This window comes from Allosphingosinicella deserti (assembly GCF_003012735.1).
In the GTDB taxonomy this organism is placed as follows: Bacteria; Pseudomonadota; Alphaproteobacteria; order Sphingomonadales; family Sphingomonadaceae; genus Allosphingosinicella; species Allosphingosinicella deserti.
The window spans coordinates 404,496-423,528 of sequence record NZ_PXYI01000004.1 but is presented as its reverse complement, the minus strand read 5'-3'; the positions used below and the strand labels follow the sequence as shown (position 1 = coordinate 423,528).

Annotated in this window: 14 protein-coding genes and 2 pseudogenes; 9 read left to right on the top strand and 7 right to left on the bottom strand. The window is 67.3% G+C overall.

The window, feature by feature from the left end; genetic code table 11:
* Positions 1-105 precede the first annotated feature (105 nt).
* Complete coding sequence (radA, locus tag C7I55_RS14115) at positions 106-1,479, bottom strand: DNA repair protein RadA (protein ID WP_106513608.1); 1,374 nt, start codon at positions 1,477-1,479, stop codon at positions 106-108.
* A gap of 101 nt (positions 1,480-1,580) precedes the next feature.
* Between radA and C7I55_RS14110 the strand changes: the two genes are divergently transcribed.
* The gene (locus C7I55_RS14110; protein WP_106513607.1) at positions 1,581-1,904 is read left to right on the top strand and encodes an HPF/RaiA family ribosome-associated protein; all 324 of its coding nucleotides are present in this window, start codon (positions 1,581-1,583) and stop codon (positions 1,902-1,904) included.
* 51 nt (positions 1,905-1,955) lie between these two features.
* A pseudogene (locus C7I55_RS14105) lies at positions 1,956-2,645 on the top strand (endonuclease/exonuclease/phosphatase family protein); the annotation flags it as partial.
* A gap of 192 nt (positions 2,646-2,837) precedes the next feature.
* On the opposite strand, the gene C7I55_RS14100 reads toward C7I55_RS14105, so the two are convergent.
* The 3 genes from C7I55_RS14100 to C7I55_RS14090 all read right to left on the bottom strand — a co-directional run bounded on the left by C7I55_RS14100 (position 2,838) and on the right by C7I55_RS14090 (position 7,023).
* On the bottom strand, positions 2,838-4,211 hold the full coding sequence (locus C7I55_RS14100) for a serine hydrolase domain-containing protein (RefSeq protein ID WP_106513605.1): 1,374 nt from the start codon (positions 4,209-4,211) through the stop codon (positions 2,838-2,840).
* Between the two features lie 93 nt (positions 4,212-4,304).
* Positions 4,305-6,371, bottom strand: coding sequence for a M13 family metallopeptidase (locus tag C7I55_RS14095; protein ID WP_106513604.1), 2,067 nt, complete (start codon positions 6,369-6,371; stop codon positions 4,305-4,307).
* Positions 6,372-6,522: 151 nt separating this feature from the next.
* Positions 6,523-7,023 carry a septal ring lytic transglycosylase RlpA family protein gene (locus C7I55_RS14090; RefSeq protein WP_106513603.1) on the bottom strand — a complete coding sequence of 167 codons (501 nt, stop codon included), beginning with the start codon at positions 7,021-7,023 and terminating at the stop codon, positions 6,523-6,525.
* 153 nt (positions 7,024-7,176) lie between these two features.
* Here C7I55_RS14090 and C7I55_RS14085 point away from each other — a divergent pair, with 153 nt between their 5' ends.
* The 5 genes from C7I55_RS14085 (at position 7,177) to C7I55_RS14065 (ending at position 13,014) form a co-directional block, all read left to right on the top strand.
* Positions 7,177-9,462 carry a patatin-like protein gene (locus tag C7I55_RS14085; protein WP_106513602.1) on the top strand — a complete coding sequence of 762 codons (2,286 nt, stop codon included), beginning with the start codon at positions 7,177-7,179 and terminating at the stop codon, positions 9,460-9,462.
* 89 nt (positions 9,463-9,551) lie between these two features.
* Positions 9,552-9,902 carry a LapA family protein gene (locus C7I55_RS14080; RefSeq protein ID WP_106513601.1) on the top strand — a complete coding sequence of 117 codons (351 nt, stop codon included), beginning with the start codon at positions 9,552-9,554 and terminating at the stop codon, positions 9,900-9,902.
* Positions 9,899-10,573, top strand: coding sequence for an orotidine-5'-phosphate decarboxylase (pyrF, locus tag C7I55_RS14075; protein WP_106513600.1), 675 nt, complete (start codon positions 9,899-9,901; stop codon positions 10,571-10,573). Before C7I55_RS14080 ends, pyrF begins: the two co-directional genes overlap by 4 nt.
* A 127-nt stretch (positions 10,574-10,700) precedes the next feature.
* Complete coding sequence (gene accD / locus C7I55_RS14070; protein ID WP_106513599.1) at positions 10,701-11,552, top strand: acetyl-CoA carboxylase, carboxyltransferase subunit beta; 852 nt, start codon at positions 10,701-10,703, stop codon at positions 11,550-11,552.
* Between the two features lie 133 nt (positions 11,553-11,685).
* Positions 11,686-13,014: a bifunctional folylpolyglutamate synthase/dihydrofolate synthase gene (locus C7I55_RS14065; RefSeq protein ID WP_106513598.1), complete on the top strand. Its 1,329-nt coding sequence runs from the start codon at positions 11,686-11,688 to the stop codon at positions 13,012-13,014.
* On the opposite strand, the gene C7I55_RS14060 is transcribed toward C7I55_RS14065, so the two are convergent.
* Positions 13,011-13,757: a tetratricopeptide repeat protein gene (locus tag C7I55_RS14060; protein ID WP_106513597.1), complete on the bottom strand. Its 747-nt coding sequence runs from the start codon at positions 13,755-13,757 to the stop codon at positions 13,011-13,013. The genes C7I55_RS14065 and C7I55_RS14060 overlap by 4 nt on opposite strands.
* A gap of 84 nt (positions 13,758-13,841) precedes the next feature.
* Entirely contained in the window at positions 13,842-15,560 is a 1,719-nt protein-coding gene (locus tag C7I55_RS14055; RefSeq protein ID WP_332888426.1) for an AmpG family muropeptide MFS transporter, read from the bottom strand.
* 112 nt (positions 15,561-15,672) lie between these two features.
* On the opposite strand from C7I55_RS14055, the gene C7I55_RS14050 reads away from it, so the two are divergent.
* Positions 15,673-16,803 carry an aromatic ring-hydroxylating oxygenase subunit alpha gene (locus C7I55_RS14050; RefSeq protein WP_332888425.1) on the top strand — a complete coding sequence of 377 codons (1,131 nt, stop codon included), beginning with the start codon at positions 15,673-15,675 and terminating at the stop codon, positions 16,801-16,803.
* A 7-nt stretch (positions 16,804-16,810) separates the two neighbouring features.
* Here C7I55_RS14050 and C7I55_RS14045 read toward each other — a convergent pair whose 3' ends face one another.
* Entirely contained in the window at positions 16,811-17,248 is a 438-nt protein-coding gene (locus C7I55_RS14045; RefSeq protein WP_106513595.1) for a response regulator, read from the bottom strand.
* Between the two features lie 1,060 nt (positions 17,249-18,308).
* Between C7I55_RS14045 and C7I55_RS28865 the strand changes: the two are divergent.
* Positions 18,309-19,022: pseudogene (locus C7I55_RS28865) on the top strand (pseudouridine synthase); the annotation flags it as partial.
* Positions 19,023-19,033 lie beyond the last annotated feature (11 nt).

Genomic DNA, 19,033 nt, shown 5'->3' with positions numbered 1-19,033 from the left:
AGAGGGGCAGAGGCGGAGGGGAACGCCAACTTCAGAGGACACCCGACTGCCCCTCTCCTCGGTCGCTGCGCCCACTTGCCTCTCCTCGGAAGGAGAGAGCCAGGGTCACCCCCGCCCCAGCAACGAATCCACCATTTCGCCCAGCGTGCGGAAGCCGGTCAGCGCCAGCCCGCCTTTCTCTTCCTTCAATGTCGAGGGCACCAATGCGCGCTCGAAGCCGAGCTTCGCGGCTTCCTTGAGCCGCAGGCCGCCGTGCGACACCGGGCGCAATTCGCCCGACAGCGCCACTTCGCCGAACGCCACCGCCTCGGCCGCGACCGGGCGCTCGGACAAAGCCGAGACCAGGGCCGCGGCGACAGCGAGATCGGCGGCGGGGTCGCTGATCTTGTAGCCTCCGGCAATGTTGAGATAGACTTCGGCCGTCGAGAAACTGAGGCCGCAGCGTGCCTCGAGCACGGCGAGGATCATCGCCAGCCGCCCCGAATCCCAGCCGACCACCGCCCGCCGCGGGGTGGCGCCGCTGGCGAGGCGCACGGTCAGCGCCTGGATCTCGACCAGCACCGGTCGCGTCCCCTCAAGCGCCGGGAACACCACCGCGCCCGAAACCGAGTCCCCGCGGTGGGTGAGGAACAGGGCCGAGGGGTTTCCGACCTCGTCGAGCCCGTCCTCGCCCATCGCGAACACGCCGATCTCGTCGGTACCGCCGAAGCGGTTCTTGGCGGCACGCAGGATCCGGTATTGGTGGCTGCGCTCGCCCTCGAAGCTCAGCACCGTATCGACCATATGCTCGAGCACGCGCGGCCCCGCGATCGATCCGTCCTTGGTGACGTGGCCGACCAGCACGACGGCGGTGCCGGTTTCCTTGGCGAAGCGGATCAGCTCGCCGGCGGAGGCGCGGACCTGGCTGACCGTCCCCGGCGCGCCCTCGATCAGATCCGAATGCATGGTCTGGATCGAATCGATCACCAGCAAGGACGGCGGCTTGCCGTCGGTGAGCGTGGTCAGGATGTCGCGGACCGAGGTCGCCGAGGCGAGCTTCACCGGCGCGCCGCCGAGTCCGAGCCGGCGCGCGCGCAGCCGCACCTGATCTGTCGCTTCCTCGCCGGAGATGTAGGCGACGTCCAGGCCGCGACCCGCGATCCGCGCCGCCGCCTGGAGCAGCAGGGTCGATTTGCCGATCCCGGGATCGCCCCCGATCAGGGTGGCGGAACCGGGGACGATGCCGCCGCCGAGCGCGCGATCGAACTCGCGGATGCCGGTGCTGGTCCGCTCCGGCAGCGGAATATCGGCATCGAGGCCGACCAGTTGCACGGTCTGGCCGCCGCCGCGCAGATTGTGCCGCGCCGAGAAAGGCGTGACCACCGCGCCGGCATCCTCGACCAGGGTGTTCCACTCGTTGCAGTCGGGGCATTGGCCCTGCCAGCGGCTCTGAACCGAGCCGCAAACCTGGCAGACGTAGCGCTTCTTGGGTTTCGCCATGGCGAGCAATTAGCCGCGCCGCGAGAGGCCAGCCAGCGTTTTCGAGGGAACGCTCGGCCCCTCCTCCGCATTCACCCTGCACCAGCAATGGAGTGTGTGCTTTGTTTATTCAGATTCACGCCGACAACCAGATTCCCAGCGACAATGATCGCGACACACGGCTTGAGGAGCAAATCCGCCAGCGCCTCGCCCGTTTCGAGGGTCGGATAACCGATGTCGAAGTGCACGTGTCCGACATCAACGGTCCGCGCGGCGGCAACGCCGATCTGCGCTGCTCGATGGAGGCCCGGATCAACGGCATCCCGCCGGTCGCGGCCATCGACGAAGGCAACAATATCGATCGTGCGGTGATCGGCGCGGCCAAGAAGGTGGTGCGGGCGATCGACCATCAGCTCGGCAAACTCGGCGACCGAAAGGGCCACTGAGATCCCGACACAGGTTGCGAAGTCGCGCGCCGGCCGCCATCAGGGCGCTCGATGATCCGCGTCGCCAGCTACAATATGCGCAAAGCGATCGGCACCGACCGTCGGCGGCGGCCGGAGCGGACGATCGACGTGCTGAACGAGCTCGACGCGGACGTCATCGCCCTGCAGGAGGCCGACCGCCGCTTCGGCGCCCGCGCCAGCGCGATCCCTTTTCACCTGCTCGACGAGCATAGCGATTACAAGCCGGTGATGTTCGAGGCGCGCGCCGGCAGCATGGGCTGGCACGGCAATGCCTTGCTGGTGAAGAAGGGCGTCGAGATCGTCGACAAGACGATGCTCCATCTGCCTTCGCTCGAGCCGCGCGGCGCTGTCTTGGCCGAGATACGGCTCGGCAGCGAGAGCCTGCGCGTCGTCGGTATGCATCTCGATCTGTCCGGCCTGTGGCGGCGGCGCCAGGCGCATGCCATCCTCGAGCATATCCACGCCCGCGAAGGCGCGATGCCGACGGTGCTGATGGGCGATCTCAACGAATGGAGCCGCCAGGGCGGATGCCTGCGCGATTTCGCCCAGCATTGCCGCTTCGCCGACACCGGCCGCAGCTTCCACGCCCGCCGTCCGGTGGCACAGCTCGATCGCATCATGGTCACCGGCGGGCTCGACATCAGTGCGTGCGGAGTCCACGACAGCGCCACCTCACGCAAGGCGTCCGATCATCTGCCGGTCTGGGCGACACTCACCGTCGGTGCGCATGCGGCGGAAGACGGCGTCTCCCGCGGGCCGGCGCGGATCGGCGCGTTCAAGCGCCTGCTCAGCTCCGCTCGCAAGCACCAGCAGGCGCTGGCGAGCGCCCGCGTGCCGCGCAGCCGCCGCTGACGATCAAATCACCCGTATAAGCCGGCGTGCGGACGCCGCGCGCGCGGCCGCGGTGTCAGATTAATCGGCCCCCATCGCGCCGTTGCCCACCGCTTCAGGCGCTGGCTGCTCGGGCGTGGCGCGTCCGTCGACGCCGAGCCAGTCGCGAGGCTCGAGCCGGTAGAGCATGTCCATGACTTCGAATTCGAGCCCGCCGGGCTGGTTGGTCGAGCTATTCCACAACGCGACCACGCCCGATTTCAGCGCCGGATCGAACATCACCAGCGATCGGTAGCCGCGCACGCCGCCGCGATGGCCGACGACCTTGTGGCCGGCATAATTGTAGATCCGCCAGCCCATGCCGTAGCTTGCACTGCTCAGACGCTCGCGGAACTTGCGCATCCGGCCGAGCTCGCCCGGGGTGGATACGCGCGGCGATTGCACCGCTTCCAGCGCCCGCGGAGACAGCACGTCCGGCGCGAGGCCCATTTGCGCTTGCATCCAGATCGCGAGATCCTTGATCGTGCTGTTGACGCCGCCTGCGGACGGAACCCGATAATATGGCTCGGTGACTTCAACCGGCTTCGAATGCTTGCCGCCGGCATGTGGGCGCGCCCAGCTCGCGGCGGTGACCAGGCCCTGACGGCTCATATTGGCGCTGGTCATGCCGAGCGGCCCGAAGATGCGTTCTGCGATCGCCTGCGGATAGGGCATGCCAGTGATCTTCTCGACGACGTCCGATGCCCCGTCATAGGCGACATTCTGATAGGCGTGGCATTGCCCGGGCGGGCAGATCAGGTTGAGCGTGGACAGCTGGCCGCGGAGAAAACGCGGATCCGCGCCCTCTTCCAGCTTGTTATCATAAGCATGGCCGGCAAGGCCGAGACTGTGCGAGAGCACGTCCGCGACCGTCGCACGCTGCTCGATCCCGCCAGGCAAGCGTATCCACGGCGAATATTTGGCGATCGGTTCGTAGACCGACAATTTGCCCTCGTCGGCGAGCTTCGAGACCATGTCCCCGGCCACGCCCTTCGACACCGAGGCCCAGCGGAACAATGTCTGGACGCCGACTTGATCGTCGGTGCCCGCGGCGGTGACTCCATAGCCCTTGAGAAAGCGGATCTGGCCGTTCTCGACGATGCCGACGGCAAGGCCGACCATCGATTCCTCGGCGATCAGCGCCTGCAGCCGGCGGTCGATCCGCTGGTAATCGATGACGGAATCGGCCGCCTGCTGCCGCTCCTCGATCCGGGCGATCTGCTGGTTCGAGATTCCGACTCCGGGACGTTCCGGGTCGACCCCGGGCGCCCGGGCGGAACGGGTCGACGCCCACAGCACGAACCCGAGCAGGATCAGGACGATGAGCAGACCGCCGACCAGCGGCTTCGAAACACCGCCGGCCTGCGGCTTGGACAATTTACGCTTCAGCAGGTTGCGAACTCCGGATCGGGACATGGAAAGGCCGGCGGCACGGACCGCCGGCCTTCCCTATCGACGCCCCGACATGCCGATCAAGCCACTGGCTTCACCGGGCCGGGACAGGCGAGCTTACCAGATCCTGATGCGATCTTCAGGCTTGAGGTACAGCTTTCCACCTTGAACGTTGAACGCCTTGTACCACGGATCGAAGTTGCGGACGACGTTCGGTCGGAAATGGCCCGGCGTGTGCGGATCGGTGGTCAGGATGTTGAGCAGCAGCGGATCGCGATACTTGTTGCGCCACACCTGGCCGAAACCGAGGAAGAAGCGCTGGTCGCCGGTATAGCCGTCGAGCACCGGCGCGTCCTTGCCGCTGAGGCTGAGGCGATAGGCGTCGTAGGCGATGTTGAGCCCGGCGAGATCCGCCATGTTTTCACCCAGCGTGAGCTCGCCGTTGACCTTGCTGCCGGGCAGCGGCTCATATTCGCCATATTGCTGCACGACCTTGGCGGTCATTGCCTTGAACCGCTCGACATCGGACGGAGCCCACCATTCGGCGAGATTGCCCTTGGCGTCGAACTTGCTGCCCTGATCGTCGAAATGGTGAGTGATCTCGTGGCCGATCACGGCGCCGATGCCGCCGTAATTGACCGCGTCGTCAGCATTCGGATCGAAGAAGGGCGGCTGCAGGATCGCCGCCGGGAACACGATCTCATTGAGCAGCGGGTTCGCGTAGGCGTTGACCGTCTGCGGAGTCATGCCCCACTCGCTGCGGTCGACCGGCTTGCCGATCTTGTTGAGCTGGCGGAGATATTCGAATTCGGTCGCACGCAGCGAATTGCCGAACGGATCGCCGCTCCGGACCACCAGCGCCGAATAATCGCGCCATTTGTCGGGGTAGCCGATCTTTGGAGTGAAGGCGGCGAGCTTGGCGCGCGCCTTGGCCCGGGTCTCCGGCGCCATCCACTCGAGCTTCTGCAGGCGTGCATCCATCGCGCGGATCAGGTTCTGGACGAGCACGTCGGCCTTGGCCTTGGCCTCAGGCGTGAAATATTTGGCGACGTACAGTTCGCCGACCGCCTCGCCCATCGCGCCGTTGACGAAATCGGCACCGCGCTTCCAGCGATCCTTCTGCTGCGGCGTGCCCGCGAGGGTGGTGCCGTAAAAGGCGAAATTCTCGTCCGAAATCGCCTTGGGCAGCATGCCGGCCGCAGCCGACAGGGTGCGGAAGGTCAGATATTCCTTCCACACCGCGAGCGGCTCGCCGGCGGCCAGCTTCGCCTCCCCGGCAAGCGCGCTCGGCTGTGTGGCGATCACCTGCGGCAGGCGATCCAGGCTCGCCGCCTTGAGATAGGCCGCCCAGTCGAAGCCCGGCATCTGCTGGGCGAGCGCCGAGGTCGCAACCGGATTATAGAGCTTGTCGATCTGGCGCGATTCGGCGCGGGTCCAGTGGGTCTGGGCGATCTTCTTCTCAAGATCGTAAATCCGCTTCGCTTTCGCCTCGCCATCCGCAATGCCGGCCAGACGGAACATGTTGGCGATGTGGGTCTGATATTTGGCGCGGGCCTCGACGAACTTCGAATTCGAATCGTCGAGATAATAATCGCGGTCGGGGAGGCCGAGGCCGCCCTGCCCGAGATAGACGCCATATTGGGTATTGTCCTTCAGGTCCTGCTCGACACCGGCGCTGAACGGGGTCGAAATGCCCATCCGGTTCGCCTCGCCGAACGCGCGGGCGAGATCGCTCGGAGTCGCGATCGCGTCGATCTTGGCGAAATAGGGCTTGAGCGGAATGGTGCCGGCCTTTTCGATGGCGGCCTCATCCATGAAGCTGTTGTAGAGATCGCCGACCTTCCGCTGGACGCTGCCCGCTGGGGCGTTTGCCTTGGCTGCGGCCTCGACGATTTCGCGGGTCCGCTGATCGGAAAGATCGCGGAGCACGCCGAAGCCGCCCCAGCTCGAACGGTCCGCCGGGATCTCGGTGGTACGCGCCCAATTGCCGTTGGCGTAGCCGAAGAAGCTGTCGCCGGGATTGACGCTCTTGTCCATGCCGGCGAGGTCGACGCCCCAGGCGCCGAGCTGCGGCTTGCCCTTTGCGGCGACGGCCGCGGGACCGGCCTGCTGGGCGATCCCCGGAACGGCGGCGGCGGCGACTGCGAGGACGGCAGCGCCGGACAACATCATGTGCTTGATCATATTGGGATTTTCCCCACCCGAATTTGGATGGGACTTGGCTTAGCTAGCGGACCGGCGGTTGGAAAGGTGCAGCGCCACGCACTGCAAAGATTTCAGCAAGATCGGCCAAGACTGGGAACGGCGAACGGGAAGTGCGCGGCGTCAGAACCGATCAGGCGTTGCGGACAATTTCCAGGCTGACCTGCGCCTTGCCGGCACCGATCATCGCGATTTCGCGCGCCGCGGCCAGCGAGACGTCAATCACGCGGCGCTTCAGAAAGGGACCGCGGTCGTTGATGCGGACGATCACCGACTTTCCGTTGGCCTTGTTGGTGACTCGCAGCTTGGTGCCGAGCGGCAGCGTGCGGTGGGCAGCGGTCAGAGCGCCGGGATTGAAGCGTTCGCCGCTTGCGGTGCGGTTGCCGGCCAGTTCCTTGCCGTAATAGCTCGCTTCGCCGCCGCCGATCGCTTCAAACTGCTCCAGGATCTCGTCCTCAGAGGGAACCGGGGTGGCGGTTGCGGGTTCTGTTTCCAAGGTCGCGATGGTGGTCGCGACGGCATCGATGCGGCTGGCGTCGGCTGCTACGGCGTGGCTCGGTCCGGTGGCCAGAAGGCCTGCAAGGACTGCGGTCACGGCGGCGGTCGTGGCGCCTTTGCGCATCGAAGAAAGCATGTACGAACCCCTCGGCTGTTGACGATGGGCACGGGCTAACCTGCGTTTCTAAACGAGTCTCGGTCGTTACGGCGACGTGAACCGATTCCGGGATGAACGGTTTGTGTTCCGTTCATCCTCGACAACTCGTCGTGCGCCTGCCACGTTTCACGGGTGCAGGAGAAGGAATTACGGCTCGCGCTGATCTGCTACGGGGGAATCAGCCTCGCCGTTTACATGCATGGGATCACCAAGGAGGTCTGGCGGCTTGCCCGTGCCAGCCGTGCCTTTCATGGCGCGGCACCGTCGGCCAACGGCAGCGAGGCGGTTTATCGCAAGCTTTTGCAGACGATCGCCAAGGAATGCGGGATCGAGCTGCGCATTCTCGTCGACATCCTTGCCGGTGCCAGTGCCGGAGGCATCAACGCGGTCTTCCTCGCCGAAGCAATCTCCACCGGCCGTTCGCTCGATCCGCTGACCGATCTCTGGCTGGAAACCGCCGATGTCGATCGGCTGCTCGATCCCGAAGTCAGCACCGTCTCCCGGATCGCCAAGGCGGCGGCGGTGCCGTTCGCCTGGGCGCTGTCGGCCCGGCGTGGCGGCAATGTCGAAAAGACGGTGGAAGCGGGCCACCGTGACGAGGTCCGCGCCAAGCTCGCCAATTTCGTCCGCGCCCGCTGGTTCGCGCCGCCCTTCGGTGGCGCCGGCTTCACCGCCTTGCTGCTCGACGCCTTCGACGCGATGGCGGCGGCACCCGCCGGCCCGCCTTTGCTGCCGGCGCACCAGCCGCTCGATCTGTTCGTCACCGTCACCGACTTCCACGGCTATCCCGAGCGGCTGCGGCTCCATTCGCCGGCCGAGGTGGTCGAGCGCGAGCATCGCCTCACATTGTCCTTCTCCGATCCCGGCGGCGACCACCGCCACCTTGGCGATTCGGCGGAGCTCGCCTTCGCGGCACGGGCCACGGCGAGCTTCCCGGGCGCTTTCCCGCCGTTCCGCGTGGGCGAACTCGACCAGGTGCTGGCAGCCCGCAGCCGGACCTGGCCCGGCCGTGCCGCCTTTCTTCGCCGCGCCCTCCCCCGCCACGATGCGATCGGCGAAGTCGAGGCTGCGGTGCTGATCGACGGCTCGGTGCTCGCCAACGCACCATTCCGTCCTGCGATCCGCGCCTTGCGCAACCGCCCGGCGCGGCGCGAGGTCGATCGCCGCTTCGTCTACATCGATCCGAAGCCGGGCACGCGGTCGGTTCGGCTCGGCTCCACCGGCGACAGCGATCCGCCGGGCTTCTTTGCGACGCTGTTCGGCGCCCTTTCCGACATACCGCGCGAGCAGCCGATCCGCGACAATCTCGAGGCGATCGAAGCGCGCTCGGCGCGTATCCGCCGGCAGCAGCGAATCGTCACTGCGATGCGGCCACAGGTCGAAGCGGCGATCGAGCGGGCGTTCGGCTCGACTCTGCTGCTGCTCCGCCCCACGCCCAAACGCCTCGCCGGCTGGCGCGCCCGGGCACAGACAGTGGCGGCGCGCGAGGCCGGTTACGCCTATGTCGCCTACGGACAGCTGAAACTCAGCACCGTGGTCGAGGAGGTCGCCGCCTTGCTGCTCGGCAGCGACGGCGACCGCGGTCGGCGCGAACGCATTCGCCAGGCTCTATGGACCTGGATCCGCACCCATGGCCTCAACGCGCCGGACGCGATGACCTCCCTCGGTGCCCGCGAGGACGTCATCCTCTTCTTCCGGAACTTCGATCAGAGCTTCCGTGTTCGCCGCCTGCGCTTCCTCGCCCGCTTATTGGGCGAGATCGGGGAGCAAGGAACTGCGCCGCGTGAGGCGATGGACCGGGCCCGCGAGGCGGTCTACGCGCTGATCGGCCGCTACACCGATGCCGCCGATGTCGACGATCTCGATCTGCCCGACGTCGAAGCCGAGCCGGACGCCGCGCTGGGGGCGCTGGCGGCGGAGCTCGGGCTCAAGCAGATCGACGACGACGCCGATGCGGACCTGACCGCGGTGCTCGATCTCTTCCCCAAGGCGGAGCGGCGCTCGCTCATCCTCACCTACCTAGGCTTCCCCTTCTACGACATCGCCACTTTGCCTCTGCTGCAGGGCGAGGGGCTGGACGAATTCGATCCGGTGAAGGTCGACCGGATCTCGCCCGACGATGCCGTTGCGATCCGCGAGGGCGGCGCTGCCGCGACGTTGAAGGGGATCCAGTTCAACAGCTTCGGCGCCTTCTTCAGCCGCGCCTATCGCGAGAACGACTATCTCTGGGGGCGGCTGCACGGCGCCGACCGGCTGATCGACATCGTCGTTTCGACGCTGCCGGAGGGGGTCCATCTCCCGGTCGGCACCGTCGCATCGCTGAAGCGGCAGGCATTCCGCGCCATCCTCGCCGAGGAGCGTCCCCGTCTGGGCGCGATCGGCAGCCTGTTTGACGATCTCGAGCGCGAGATCGGCTGAGCCGGACCGGCGCGAACATGGCCAAGTGTTGCACGCCGCCGCGCGCCGCCATAAGCAGGGCGGGACGCGCACGGGAGGCGCTGTAGCGGATGCAATTCCTCAAGACCCTGTTCTGGGTGGTTCTGGCGGTGATCGCCGTGCTGTTCGCCAAGGCGAACTGGCTGAACGTCGAGCTGCGCCTGTGGGGCGGTCTCGTCGCCGACGTGAAGCTGCCGGTGTTGATGCTCGGCTTCTTCCTGCTCGGCTTCCTGCCGACGATGCTGATCTATCGCGCGCGGATTTGGGCGCTTCGCCGCCGGTTGGAGCCGCACGAGCGCAATGCCGGCATCACGCCGGTGGTGCCCGCAACGACCGCGCCGATGCAGACCGCCGCTCCGGTGATCGTCGACAATGGCGAGCATCGCGTCGCCACCGACAGTAAGGTCTGGCCGACGTCATGAGGAGCCCGATCTTCGTCGCCATCGACACGCCCGATCTGGAGCGCGCGAAGGCCGTCGCGGCACGGGTGCGCAACCATGTCGGCGGCCTGAAGCTCGGCCTCGAATTCTTTTGCGCCAATGGCCGTCAGGGCATTCGCGAAATGGCCGATCTCGGTCTTCCGATCTTCCTCGATCTCAAGCTGCACGACATTCCCAACACGGTCGGCAAGGCCGTGCAGGCACTGCGCCCGCTCGAGCCCGCAGTGCTGACCGTCCATGCCGCCGGCGGACGGGCGATGCTGGAGGATGCCAAGGCCGCCGCCCCGACCGGCACCAAGGTCGTCGCAGTGACGGTGCTGACCAGCCTCGATCGCGGCGATCTCCAGGCGGCCGGCGTGCCGTCCGAGCCGCACGAGCAGGTCGAGCGTCTGACCGCGCTCGCCCGTGACGCCGGGCTTGACGGAGTCGTCTGCTCCGGCAACGAAGTCGCGGCGGCGCGCAAATTGTGGCCCGAAGGCTTCTTCGTTGTGCCGGGAGTCCGCCCCGCCGACGCCCATGCCGGTGATCAGAAACGGGTGATCACCCCGCGTGCCGCGCTCGACGCGGGGGCCAGCATCCTGGTCATCGGCCGTCCAATTACCCAGGCGAAGGATCCCGACGTCGCCGCCCGCGCGATCGAGGCGACGCTCTGAAACCGGCGGACGGTAGACAAGGCTCCTCCACCGGTCCTATCCGCCGTCCAAGCACAAGAGCCCGAATCCCGTCGGCCCGGCGCGCGTCCCGCGCCGCCGATGCGAGGCTCTCAGGAGACATTTCACGATGAGCTGGCTGAACCGCGTCCGCAACAGCATCCCCTTCCTCCCCAAGCGGGAGACGGCGGAAAATCTCTGGCACAAATGCCGCCAGTGCAACGCCATGGTCTTCACCAAGGAGTGGGAAGACAATGATTCGGTGTGCCCGCGCTGTGACCATCACGGCCGCATCGGGCCTAGGGCGCGCTTCGATCGCCTGTTCGATCCCGGCTACAGCGTCCTGCCTTCGCCGCAGGTTCGCGAAGATCCGCTGAAGTTTCGCGATTCCAAACGCTACCAGGACCGCATCAAGGCGGCGCGCCAGGCCACCGGCGAGAGCGATGCGCTGCAAAATGCCCGCGGCACGGTCGACGGCAAGCGCGCCGTCATCGGCGTGCAGGATTTCGCCTTCATGGGCGGATCGATGGGCCTCGCCGTCGGCGCCGCCTTCGTCGAAGGCGTGCGTGCCGCAATCCGAGATCACGCCCCGTACATCATCTTCACCGCGGCCGGCGGCGCCCGCATGCAGGAGGGCATCCTCTCGCTGATGCAGATGCCCAAGACGACGGTGGCCATCGCCGAGCTGCGCGAGGCCGGCCTGCCCTATATCGTCGTGCTCACCGATCCGACCACGGGCGGAGTCACCGCCTCCTACGCGATGCTCGGCGACGTTCAGATCGCAGAGCCGGGCGCGCTGATCGGCTTCGCCGGCCAGCGGGTGATCGAATCGACGATCCGCGAGAAACTGCCCGAAGGCTTCCAGCGCGCAGAATATCTGCTCGCCCACGGCATGATCGACATGGTTGTCCACCGGAAGGATCTGAGATCCACCCTCGCCCGCCTGATCGACTATCTCGTCCCCCGGAGAGAAGCGGCGTGAGCCATTCCCCCTCCCTTTCAGGGGAGGGGTCGGGGGCGGGGCAGAGCCGGGCGACGATCCGCCGAGTCAGCGCCTTCCGACTCTCCCTCTCCCCACGCCCCTCCCCTGAACGGGCGAGGGGAAAGTGCAGCTGATGGCCGATCGCGCCGTCTCCGACGATCCGGCGGTTCAGCGCCAGCTCGATCGTCTCGCCACCCTGTCGCCGGGCGCCGACATCCTTGGCCTCGAGCGCATCTCGGCCCTGCTCGCTCGCGTTGGCAACCCCGAGCGGAAGCTGCCGCCGGTCTTTCATGTCGCCGGGACCAACGGCAAGGGCTCGACCTGCGCCTTCCTTCGCGCAGCGATCGAGGCTTCGGGGCTCAGCGCCCATGTCTATACCAGTCCCCACCTCGTCCGCTTCAACGAGCGGATCCGCATCGCCGGCAGCCTCATCGACGATGCGCTACTGGCCGCGCTCCTGGAGGAGGTGCTCGACTCGGGTGCCGACATCGGCGCGAGCTTTTTCGAAGTGACAACGGCGGCCGCTTTCCTCGCCTTCGCGCGCGAACCGGCCGACGCCTGCATCGTCGAGGTCGGGCTTGGCGGCCGGCTCGATGCGACCAACGTCGTTCCGGCGCCCGCGGTGTGCGGCATTGCCCAATTGGGGATCGATCATCAGGCCTTCCTCGGCAGTCGCATCGAGGACATCGCGGCGGAGAAGGCAGGCATCGCCAAGCCGGGCGTGCCGCTCGTCACCCTCCATTATCCCGATCCGCTCGCCGAGCGAATTGCGCAAGCCGCCGGTGCAGCGGGCGCGCGGTGGCTGCCGCGCGGCGATTCCTGGGATGCCGCCGTCTACCGCCAGCGCCTCCACTATCGTGACGAGGACGGCAAGCTCGACCTTCCTCTGCCCCGCCTTGCCGGCGCGCATCAGGCGGCCAATGCCGGTCTCGCCGTCGCCATGCTGCGCCACCAGGACGCCGTTCCGGTGCGCGACTCCGCCCTCCGCGCCGCAATGGGCTGGGCGGACTGGCCGGCGCGGCTGCACCGGCTCGGCGAGGGCCCACTCCATGCTCTGCTCCCCAAGGGCGCCGAGTTGTGGCTGGACGGCGGCCACAATCCGGCGGCGGCGCGGGCAGTCGCCGATTTCTTCCGCGGCCATGTGCCGAGCGACCGCCCATTCCACGTTGTGTTCGGGCTGCTTGCCAACAAAGATGCGGCGGGCGTGCTGAAGCCGTTCGCCAACCGCTCGATGACCCTTCACGCCATCCCTGTGCCGGGGCACGACCATCATGCGCCGGCCGATCTCGTCCTCGCCGCCCGCGCGGCGGGGATCAGCGCGGTCGCCGCGACCGACGTCGAAAAGGCGCTGACATGGATCGGCCGCCATGCCGATCGCACCCAGCCGCCGATCGTGCTGATCATGGGCTCGCTCTACCTCGCCGGCGACATTCTCCGCCGCAACGAACAGCGGCCTGTTTAAGCGGATCTGATCTCGGCGAGGGTTCGCGCGGCCCAATCGTACATCTCGGCGTCGCGGCCGCGCTCGAAGCGGTCGAGCCGCTTCGCTCGCCGTTCCGTCTCTTCGAGCAGCGGCAGCGCTTCGTGCCGGCGGCCGAGCCGGATCAGCAAAGCGGCGTGCCGGCACTGCGCCTCGGCACCGGCCATCCGTTCGCCGACATCCCGGTACAGCGCCAGTGCGGCGTCCGTGTCGCCGAGATCATCGAGGCAGCGCGCGAGCAGCAGAGCAGTACGATCATTCTCGCTCGGCGACCCTGACGGCGCCAGGCCCTCGAGCAGTGCGCGCGCACCGGCCGGATCGCCCGATTCGAGCTCGGCGCGAGCGAGCTTGACCTTCGAGGCGCGATCCCCCGCGCTCTTCGCCAGCGCCTGGGTGTAATGGATCGCGGCTTCGTCCCATTGTCCCGCATCGGCGAGCGCGTCACCGAGATTGGTGCGGTTCGCTGCGGTGTCGGCAACCTCCAGCGCTTCGCGGGCCCTGCGAATATCCCGTTCCGGATCGAGCTTGCGGCTCGCCGCCGCCTTCACCGCCCGCACCTCGCGCCGGCCCATATACGCGGGGAGGATCTCGAACCAGGCATAGGCCGCGCAGCCAAGCACCGAGAAGAACAGGATCACCATCAGCCACGCGCCGTTTCGATGGTTGCGCACGCAATGCACCGCGCACGCAATCTGCAGCAGCAGCGACAGGCCGATCAGATGCATGATATCCCCCCTACGATTGATGTCTTAAATTGCGGCTGCCCCGGCCGATGCGGTGACGACATAGGCATAGAGCCTTCGTACCCCTCAAGCCGCCGTGTCACCCTCGGTGACGCGCGCGGCATCGCTCGTCGGCATCAGCTCCGGCGCCGTCGTCCCGCGCCGGTTCTGCCAGCTCGCGCGGATCCACTCGAGAACGCAGAAGACCACCGCGATACCGCCGAGCGCCGCCGTCAAATGGAAGACCGCGACATAACCGTCCGTCTCGATCATCTCGCCGAGCGCTCCGCGACCGAGCGAGCCGACGAGCAGCGTCAGCGATGAAAGAAGCGCATATTGTACCGCGCTGTAGTCCTTGCTGGCGATGGACGAGAGGTAGGCGACATAGGCCGCGCCAGCGAGTCCGCCGGCAATGTTCTCGCCCGAGATCGCGACCATCAGCCGTACCATACGGGGATCGACGCCCATCGCGCTGAGGCCGAAGGTGTTGGCGAAGGCGTCGATATAGTGCGCCCCGGCCGCAAGGTCGGCGTAGAGCAGGTTGGTCGCAGCGGCGACCATCGCGCCCAGGATGAGGGTCGGGTACCGTCCGAGCGTCACGAACAGAACGCCGCCGATCGCGATGCCGGCAATGGTCATGAAGACGCCGAACACCTTGGAAGCGAACGCGACCTCGTCGGCGCTGTACTGAAGCTCCGTGAGATAGAATGGGAAGGCGAACGGGCCCCAGATCGAATCGGTCAGACGGTAGGTAAGGATGATCCCTAGGGCGATGATCACGCCCCAGCGCAGGCGTTGGACGAGGTCGGCGAGCGGCAGGAGCAGCGCCGAATAAGCATGATCCGCCGCGCGCTGCGTGCCGCTCGTCGCCGGCACGGCCTCGGCGAGAACGTTGCGCCCGTTTGTGCGCAGCCAGTTGAAATAGGTCGCGACCAGCGCCGGCAGAAACACAGTGGCGGCTATGATCCAGGGCCCCGTCGAGGCGGTAAACTCGCTCGCTTTGGGCGGGTTTGGATCCCCCGGCTGAACGGAGAGGATCCGCATCATGAAATTTGCGATTGTGACGATGGCCCAGGCCCAGCCTAGCCCGACCACTGCAAGGCCGAGGGCGCGCAGCTTGGGATGGACAGCGCCCGGCTCGCGCAGCTCGCGAAAGCCGAGTTCCTCGGCGGGCCTCGCCGTATCCGGCGCGAATAGGGTGGCTATCACCGTCGCGGCCATGACGATGCCCATGACCATATAGACCGCCGGCCAGCTGATCCGCGCCGAAAGGACGAGGGCCAGAGCGCCGCCGACGAGCGCCGCGATCCGAAAGCCCATCTGATAGATGGAGGAGAGAATCTCGACCGTCGCCGTCTCGTCGGCGACGTCGATCCGCCAGGCGTCGATCACCACGTCCTGAGTCGCTGACGCGAACGCCCCGATTACCGCCACCATCGCGAACGTGCCGATCGCAAGCGCCGGGTCGGTCATCGACAGCGACAGGAAGGTCAGGGCCAGGACGAGTTGGCAGACGATCAGCCAGCCGCGCCTGCGACCGAGACGACCGAGCACCGGCAGCCGCGTCCGGTCGACGAGCGGCGACCACAGGAACTTGAAGGCGTAGGCGAGGCCAATCCACGAGATGATGCCGATCGTGGCAAGATCGATCTTCGCTTCGCCCATCCACGCGTTCAGCGTCCCGACGAGCAAGGAGAAGGGCAGCCCCGCCGAGAAGCCGAAGACCAGCATGATCGCGGTTTTCCTGTTCCGCAGCGCGGCGCCTAGGAGCTTGAGGCCCCCGAGTTTCTTCTCCGCCTGCGCCACGCTTCCACTCCATTTTTCCGTCGAGGTCGCGAAGCTTTAGCGACTTTGCGGCACGAGGAAAGCCGCCCTACTTGCCTTCTGCCCCACGCCGCCGCAGTCTCCCGGAATGGACATGCCGAGCAGAAGGCGCCCGACTCACGGCCAGATCGCGTTGGCCGAAATCGTCTCGCGCGGCGAGAGCAGCCATGGCGATCGCATCACCACGGTTGCGGCCTCCGCTTACACGGATCCGCTGCGCTTCGAGGCCGAGACGGCCAGCATCTTCGGCCGCGTGCCGCTGGTCATCGCGCCGTCGGCCTTGCTGCCGCGAACCAACATGGCGGTGTCGCATGACGGCTTCGGCATTCCCCTGTTGCTCACCCGCGACCGCGCCGGTCTAGTCCACGTCTTCTTCAACGTCTGCCGCCACCGCGGCACCCGCCTTGTCGAAGGCGCGCAGGCCCAATGCGCGCCCCGCCTCGTCTGCCCCTATCATGCCTGGGCCTATTCGCTCGACGGAACGCTCGCGGGATTACCCCGCGCCGACAGCTTCCCCGGTCTCGACAAGGCCGCGTTCGGCCTGCGCGAATTGCCCTCGATCGAGGCCGGCGGACTGATCTGGTTCGCCCGCGGGGCAGGGGATTTCTCAGATGCGCAGGCGCTCGCGCCCGAATTCGAGGCGTTCGGGCTTGCCGACCACCATCTCTACCGCCGCAACATCCACGACGTTGCCGCCAACTGGAAGCTGATCATGGACGCCTTCCTGGAAGGCTACCATGTCCAGCGCCTGCACGCGCCGACCATCGGCAAGTTCTTCGCCGACGGTATCACCGCGGGCGATTCGATCGGGCGCCACCAGCGCTCGGCGGTCGGCCGCGCCGAGCATCTCGCGGCCGTCGATCACGGCGACTGGAGCGCGCTTCGCAGCACGATCACCTTCGCCTACCAGCTCTTCCCCGGCACCGTGGTGGTGGTCAGCCCGGACTACGTCAACGTGATGGTGCTGATGCCGCAGGCGGTAGACCGCACCCTGGTCGAGGATTTCATGCTGATCCCGCAGCCGCCGGCCTCGCAGGAGGAGGAAGCGCATTGGGCCAAGAGCTGGGCGCTGCTCGATCAGGGCGTCTTCGGCGGCGAGGATTTTCGCGCCGCGGCGCTCGGCCAGCAGGGGCTCGCATCCGGCGCGATCGAGACTGTGACGCTTGGCACGCTCGAGACCGGGATCCGGCTCTTCCACGACGAAGTCGAGAAAGCGCTCGCCTGATCGGCGATCAGGGCGAGCTCAGGCCCTGATAGAAACTGAGCCCGGCGGGGACCCGTTTGACCTCGATACCTTGAAGCCTCTGGTCCAGCGCAGCGAGCGCGTTCTTCAGGATCTTGTCGGTATAGGGCTTGGCCAGGCAGCCGATCCCGAGACTGTGCGCCTCGATCGGACAATTTCCGGTGACGAACAGCACCGGCACGTTCTTGGCGGCGGCAGCGCGGGCCACGTCCATTCCGTCGCCGTCGCCGCGGAGCGTGATGTCGGACAGCACCAGATCGACCTGCTCTTCGGACAGTACGCGCACCGCCTCGGCGAGGCTGTCGACGGTTCCGATCACTTCATAGCCGGCGTCGGTGAGCAGATATTCGTTGTCGAAAGCGATCAATGGCTCGTCTTCGACGATCAGGATCCGCCGGATAGCTCTTTCGCGTTTGCCGAACAGCATTATATGCGCAGTCGCCCTCCGTTGATCGGTGTAGGTGCGTAACGAGCGAAGAGGCTGCCGGTGCCGCAGTCAAATCGTCGATCTGGCGCGATTTTCCGCCCATCCGGCTTCAACGTGGAGACCTCCCCTGCAACCGCCCCGCCGCCCATCCAAGCCGAACAGCTCGAAACGCAACGCACGAGGTCCCGCCGAGCGCGGCAGGGACCGAAAGCGTGAGGATTCCGGCGGGCATGGCGGCGGCGACAAGGCGGAGCGCAACCGCGCAGCTCGTCCCGTTCGTCCGGACCGGGCGCGCGAAGAGCGGCCGCAGCGCGCCACCGGCCTCCGCGGGGCAGCAGGAGGCGGCGCAGACCGCAAGCATCAGGATTCGGGCGGCCGTGGCGGCGGCGAGCGCGAGCCGGCCAAACGCGGCAGCGGCGACAAGGCGGAGCGCAGCCGCGCCCCCCGTCCCGATCGGCCGGACCGGGCGCGCGAAGAGCGGCCGCAGCGCGCCACCGGCCTCCGCGGTGCACCGAGAGGCAGCGCGCGCGACGAGCAGAGAGACGGCAGGCGCACGGCGAGTCCGAAAGGACACGAGCGGCTTCGTGGAGACCGTCCCGAGCGCGGAAACCGGGGCCCGTCCAAACCGGGAGACGCCGAGCAGCCGCAGCGCAGTCGCGGCGGCGACCCGAAACTGGATCGTGCCCCGCGCGATGCTGCGACCGCAGCGCCGCGCGGGCGCCGGCCCATCGACCCCCGAAGACAGGATCGCGGCGGCGGACGCGAGCCCACGGATGGTCCCGTGCGGGAAGGCCGCGAGCGCCGGCCGAGCGAGCCCGCCACCGGCCGCCGGGTCAGGGCTGATGGCTCCGAAGCCGTCTACGGATCCGCGAGCAAGAGCGGGCCTAACATTCGTGCCGCGTCCCGCGCCCGCGGTGGCCGCAGCGACCGCGGCGAGCGGCCGGACGCAAGCGCGCGTCCGCGGGCTCCACGCGCCGCCCAGGAGGAAGCGCCTCGGTCAGCGGCGGCGGGCCGTGTCGCCGCGGCATCGATGACACCTGCCCCGGCGATCAAGGGCCCACCGCAGCGTATCGCCAAATTGCTGGCCCGCGCCGGAATCGCCTCGCGCCGCGAGATCGAACGGATGATCGAGGAAAAGCGGATCGCGATCGACGGCGTGCCGGTCGAGACTCCTGCCACCGTTCTCGCCAGCCTCCAGGGCGTCACGGTCGACGGCAATCCGGTGCGCGCGGCGGAGGCGACACGGCTGTTCCGCTACCACAAGCCGACCGGCCTGCTCACCGCGGAACGCGATCCGATGGGTCGGCCGACGATCTACGATCGCCTGCCCCGTGATCTGCCGCGCGTGGTTCCGGTCGGTCGTCTCGATCTCAACACCGAGGGACTGCTGCTGCTCACCACCGACGGCGAATTGAAGCGCCAGCTCGAGCTTCCGTCGTCGAAGATCCCCCGCACGTACCGGGCCCGGGCCTTTGGCGAGGTCAGCCAGAGCCAACTCGAGGATCTGATCACCGGAGTAGAGATCGAGGGCATGCGCTACGGATCGATCGACGCGAACCTGGAACGCCGCACCGGCCGCAACGCCTGGATCGAGATGACCCTGACTGAAGGCAAGAATCGCGAAGTCCGCCGCGTGCTCGAATATCTCGGCCTTCAGGTCTCCCGCCTGATCCGGGTGCGCTACGGCCCCTTCCACCTCCAGGACCTCCCGGTCGGCGGGGTCGACGAAGTGCGCCAGCACGAACTGGTCCAGTTCCGGAAGGAACTGAAGTGAACGGGCATGAT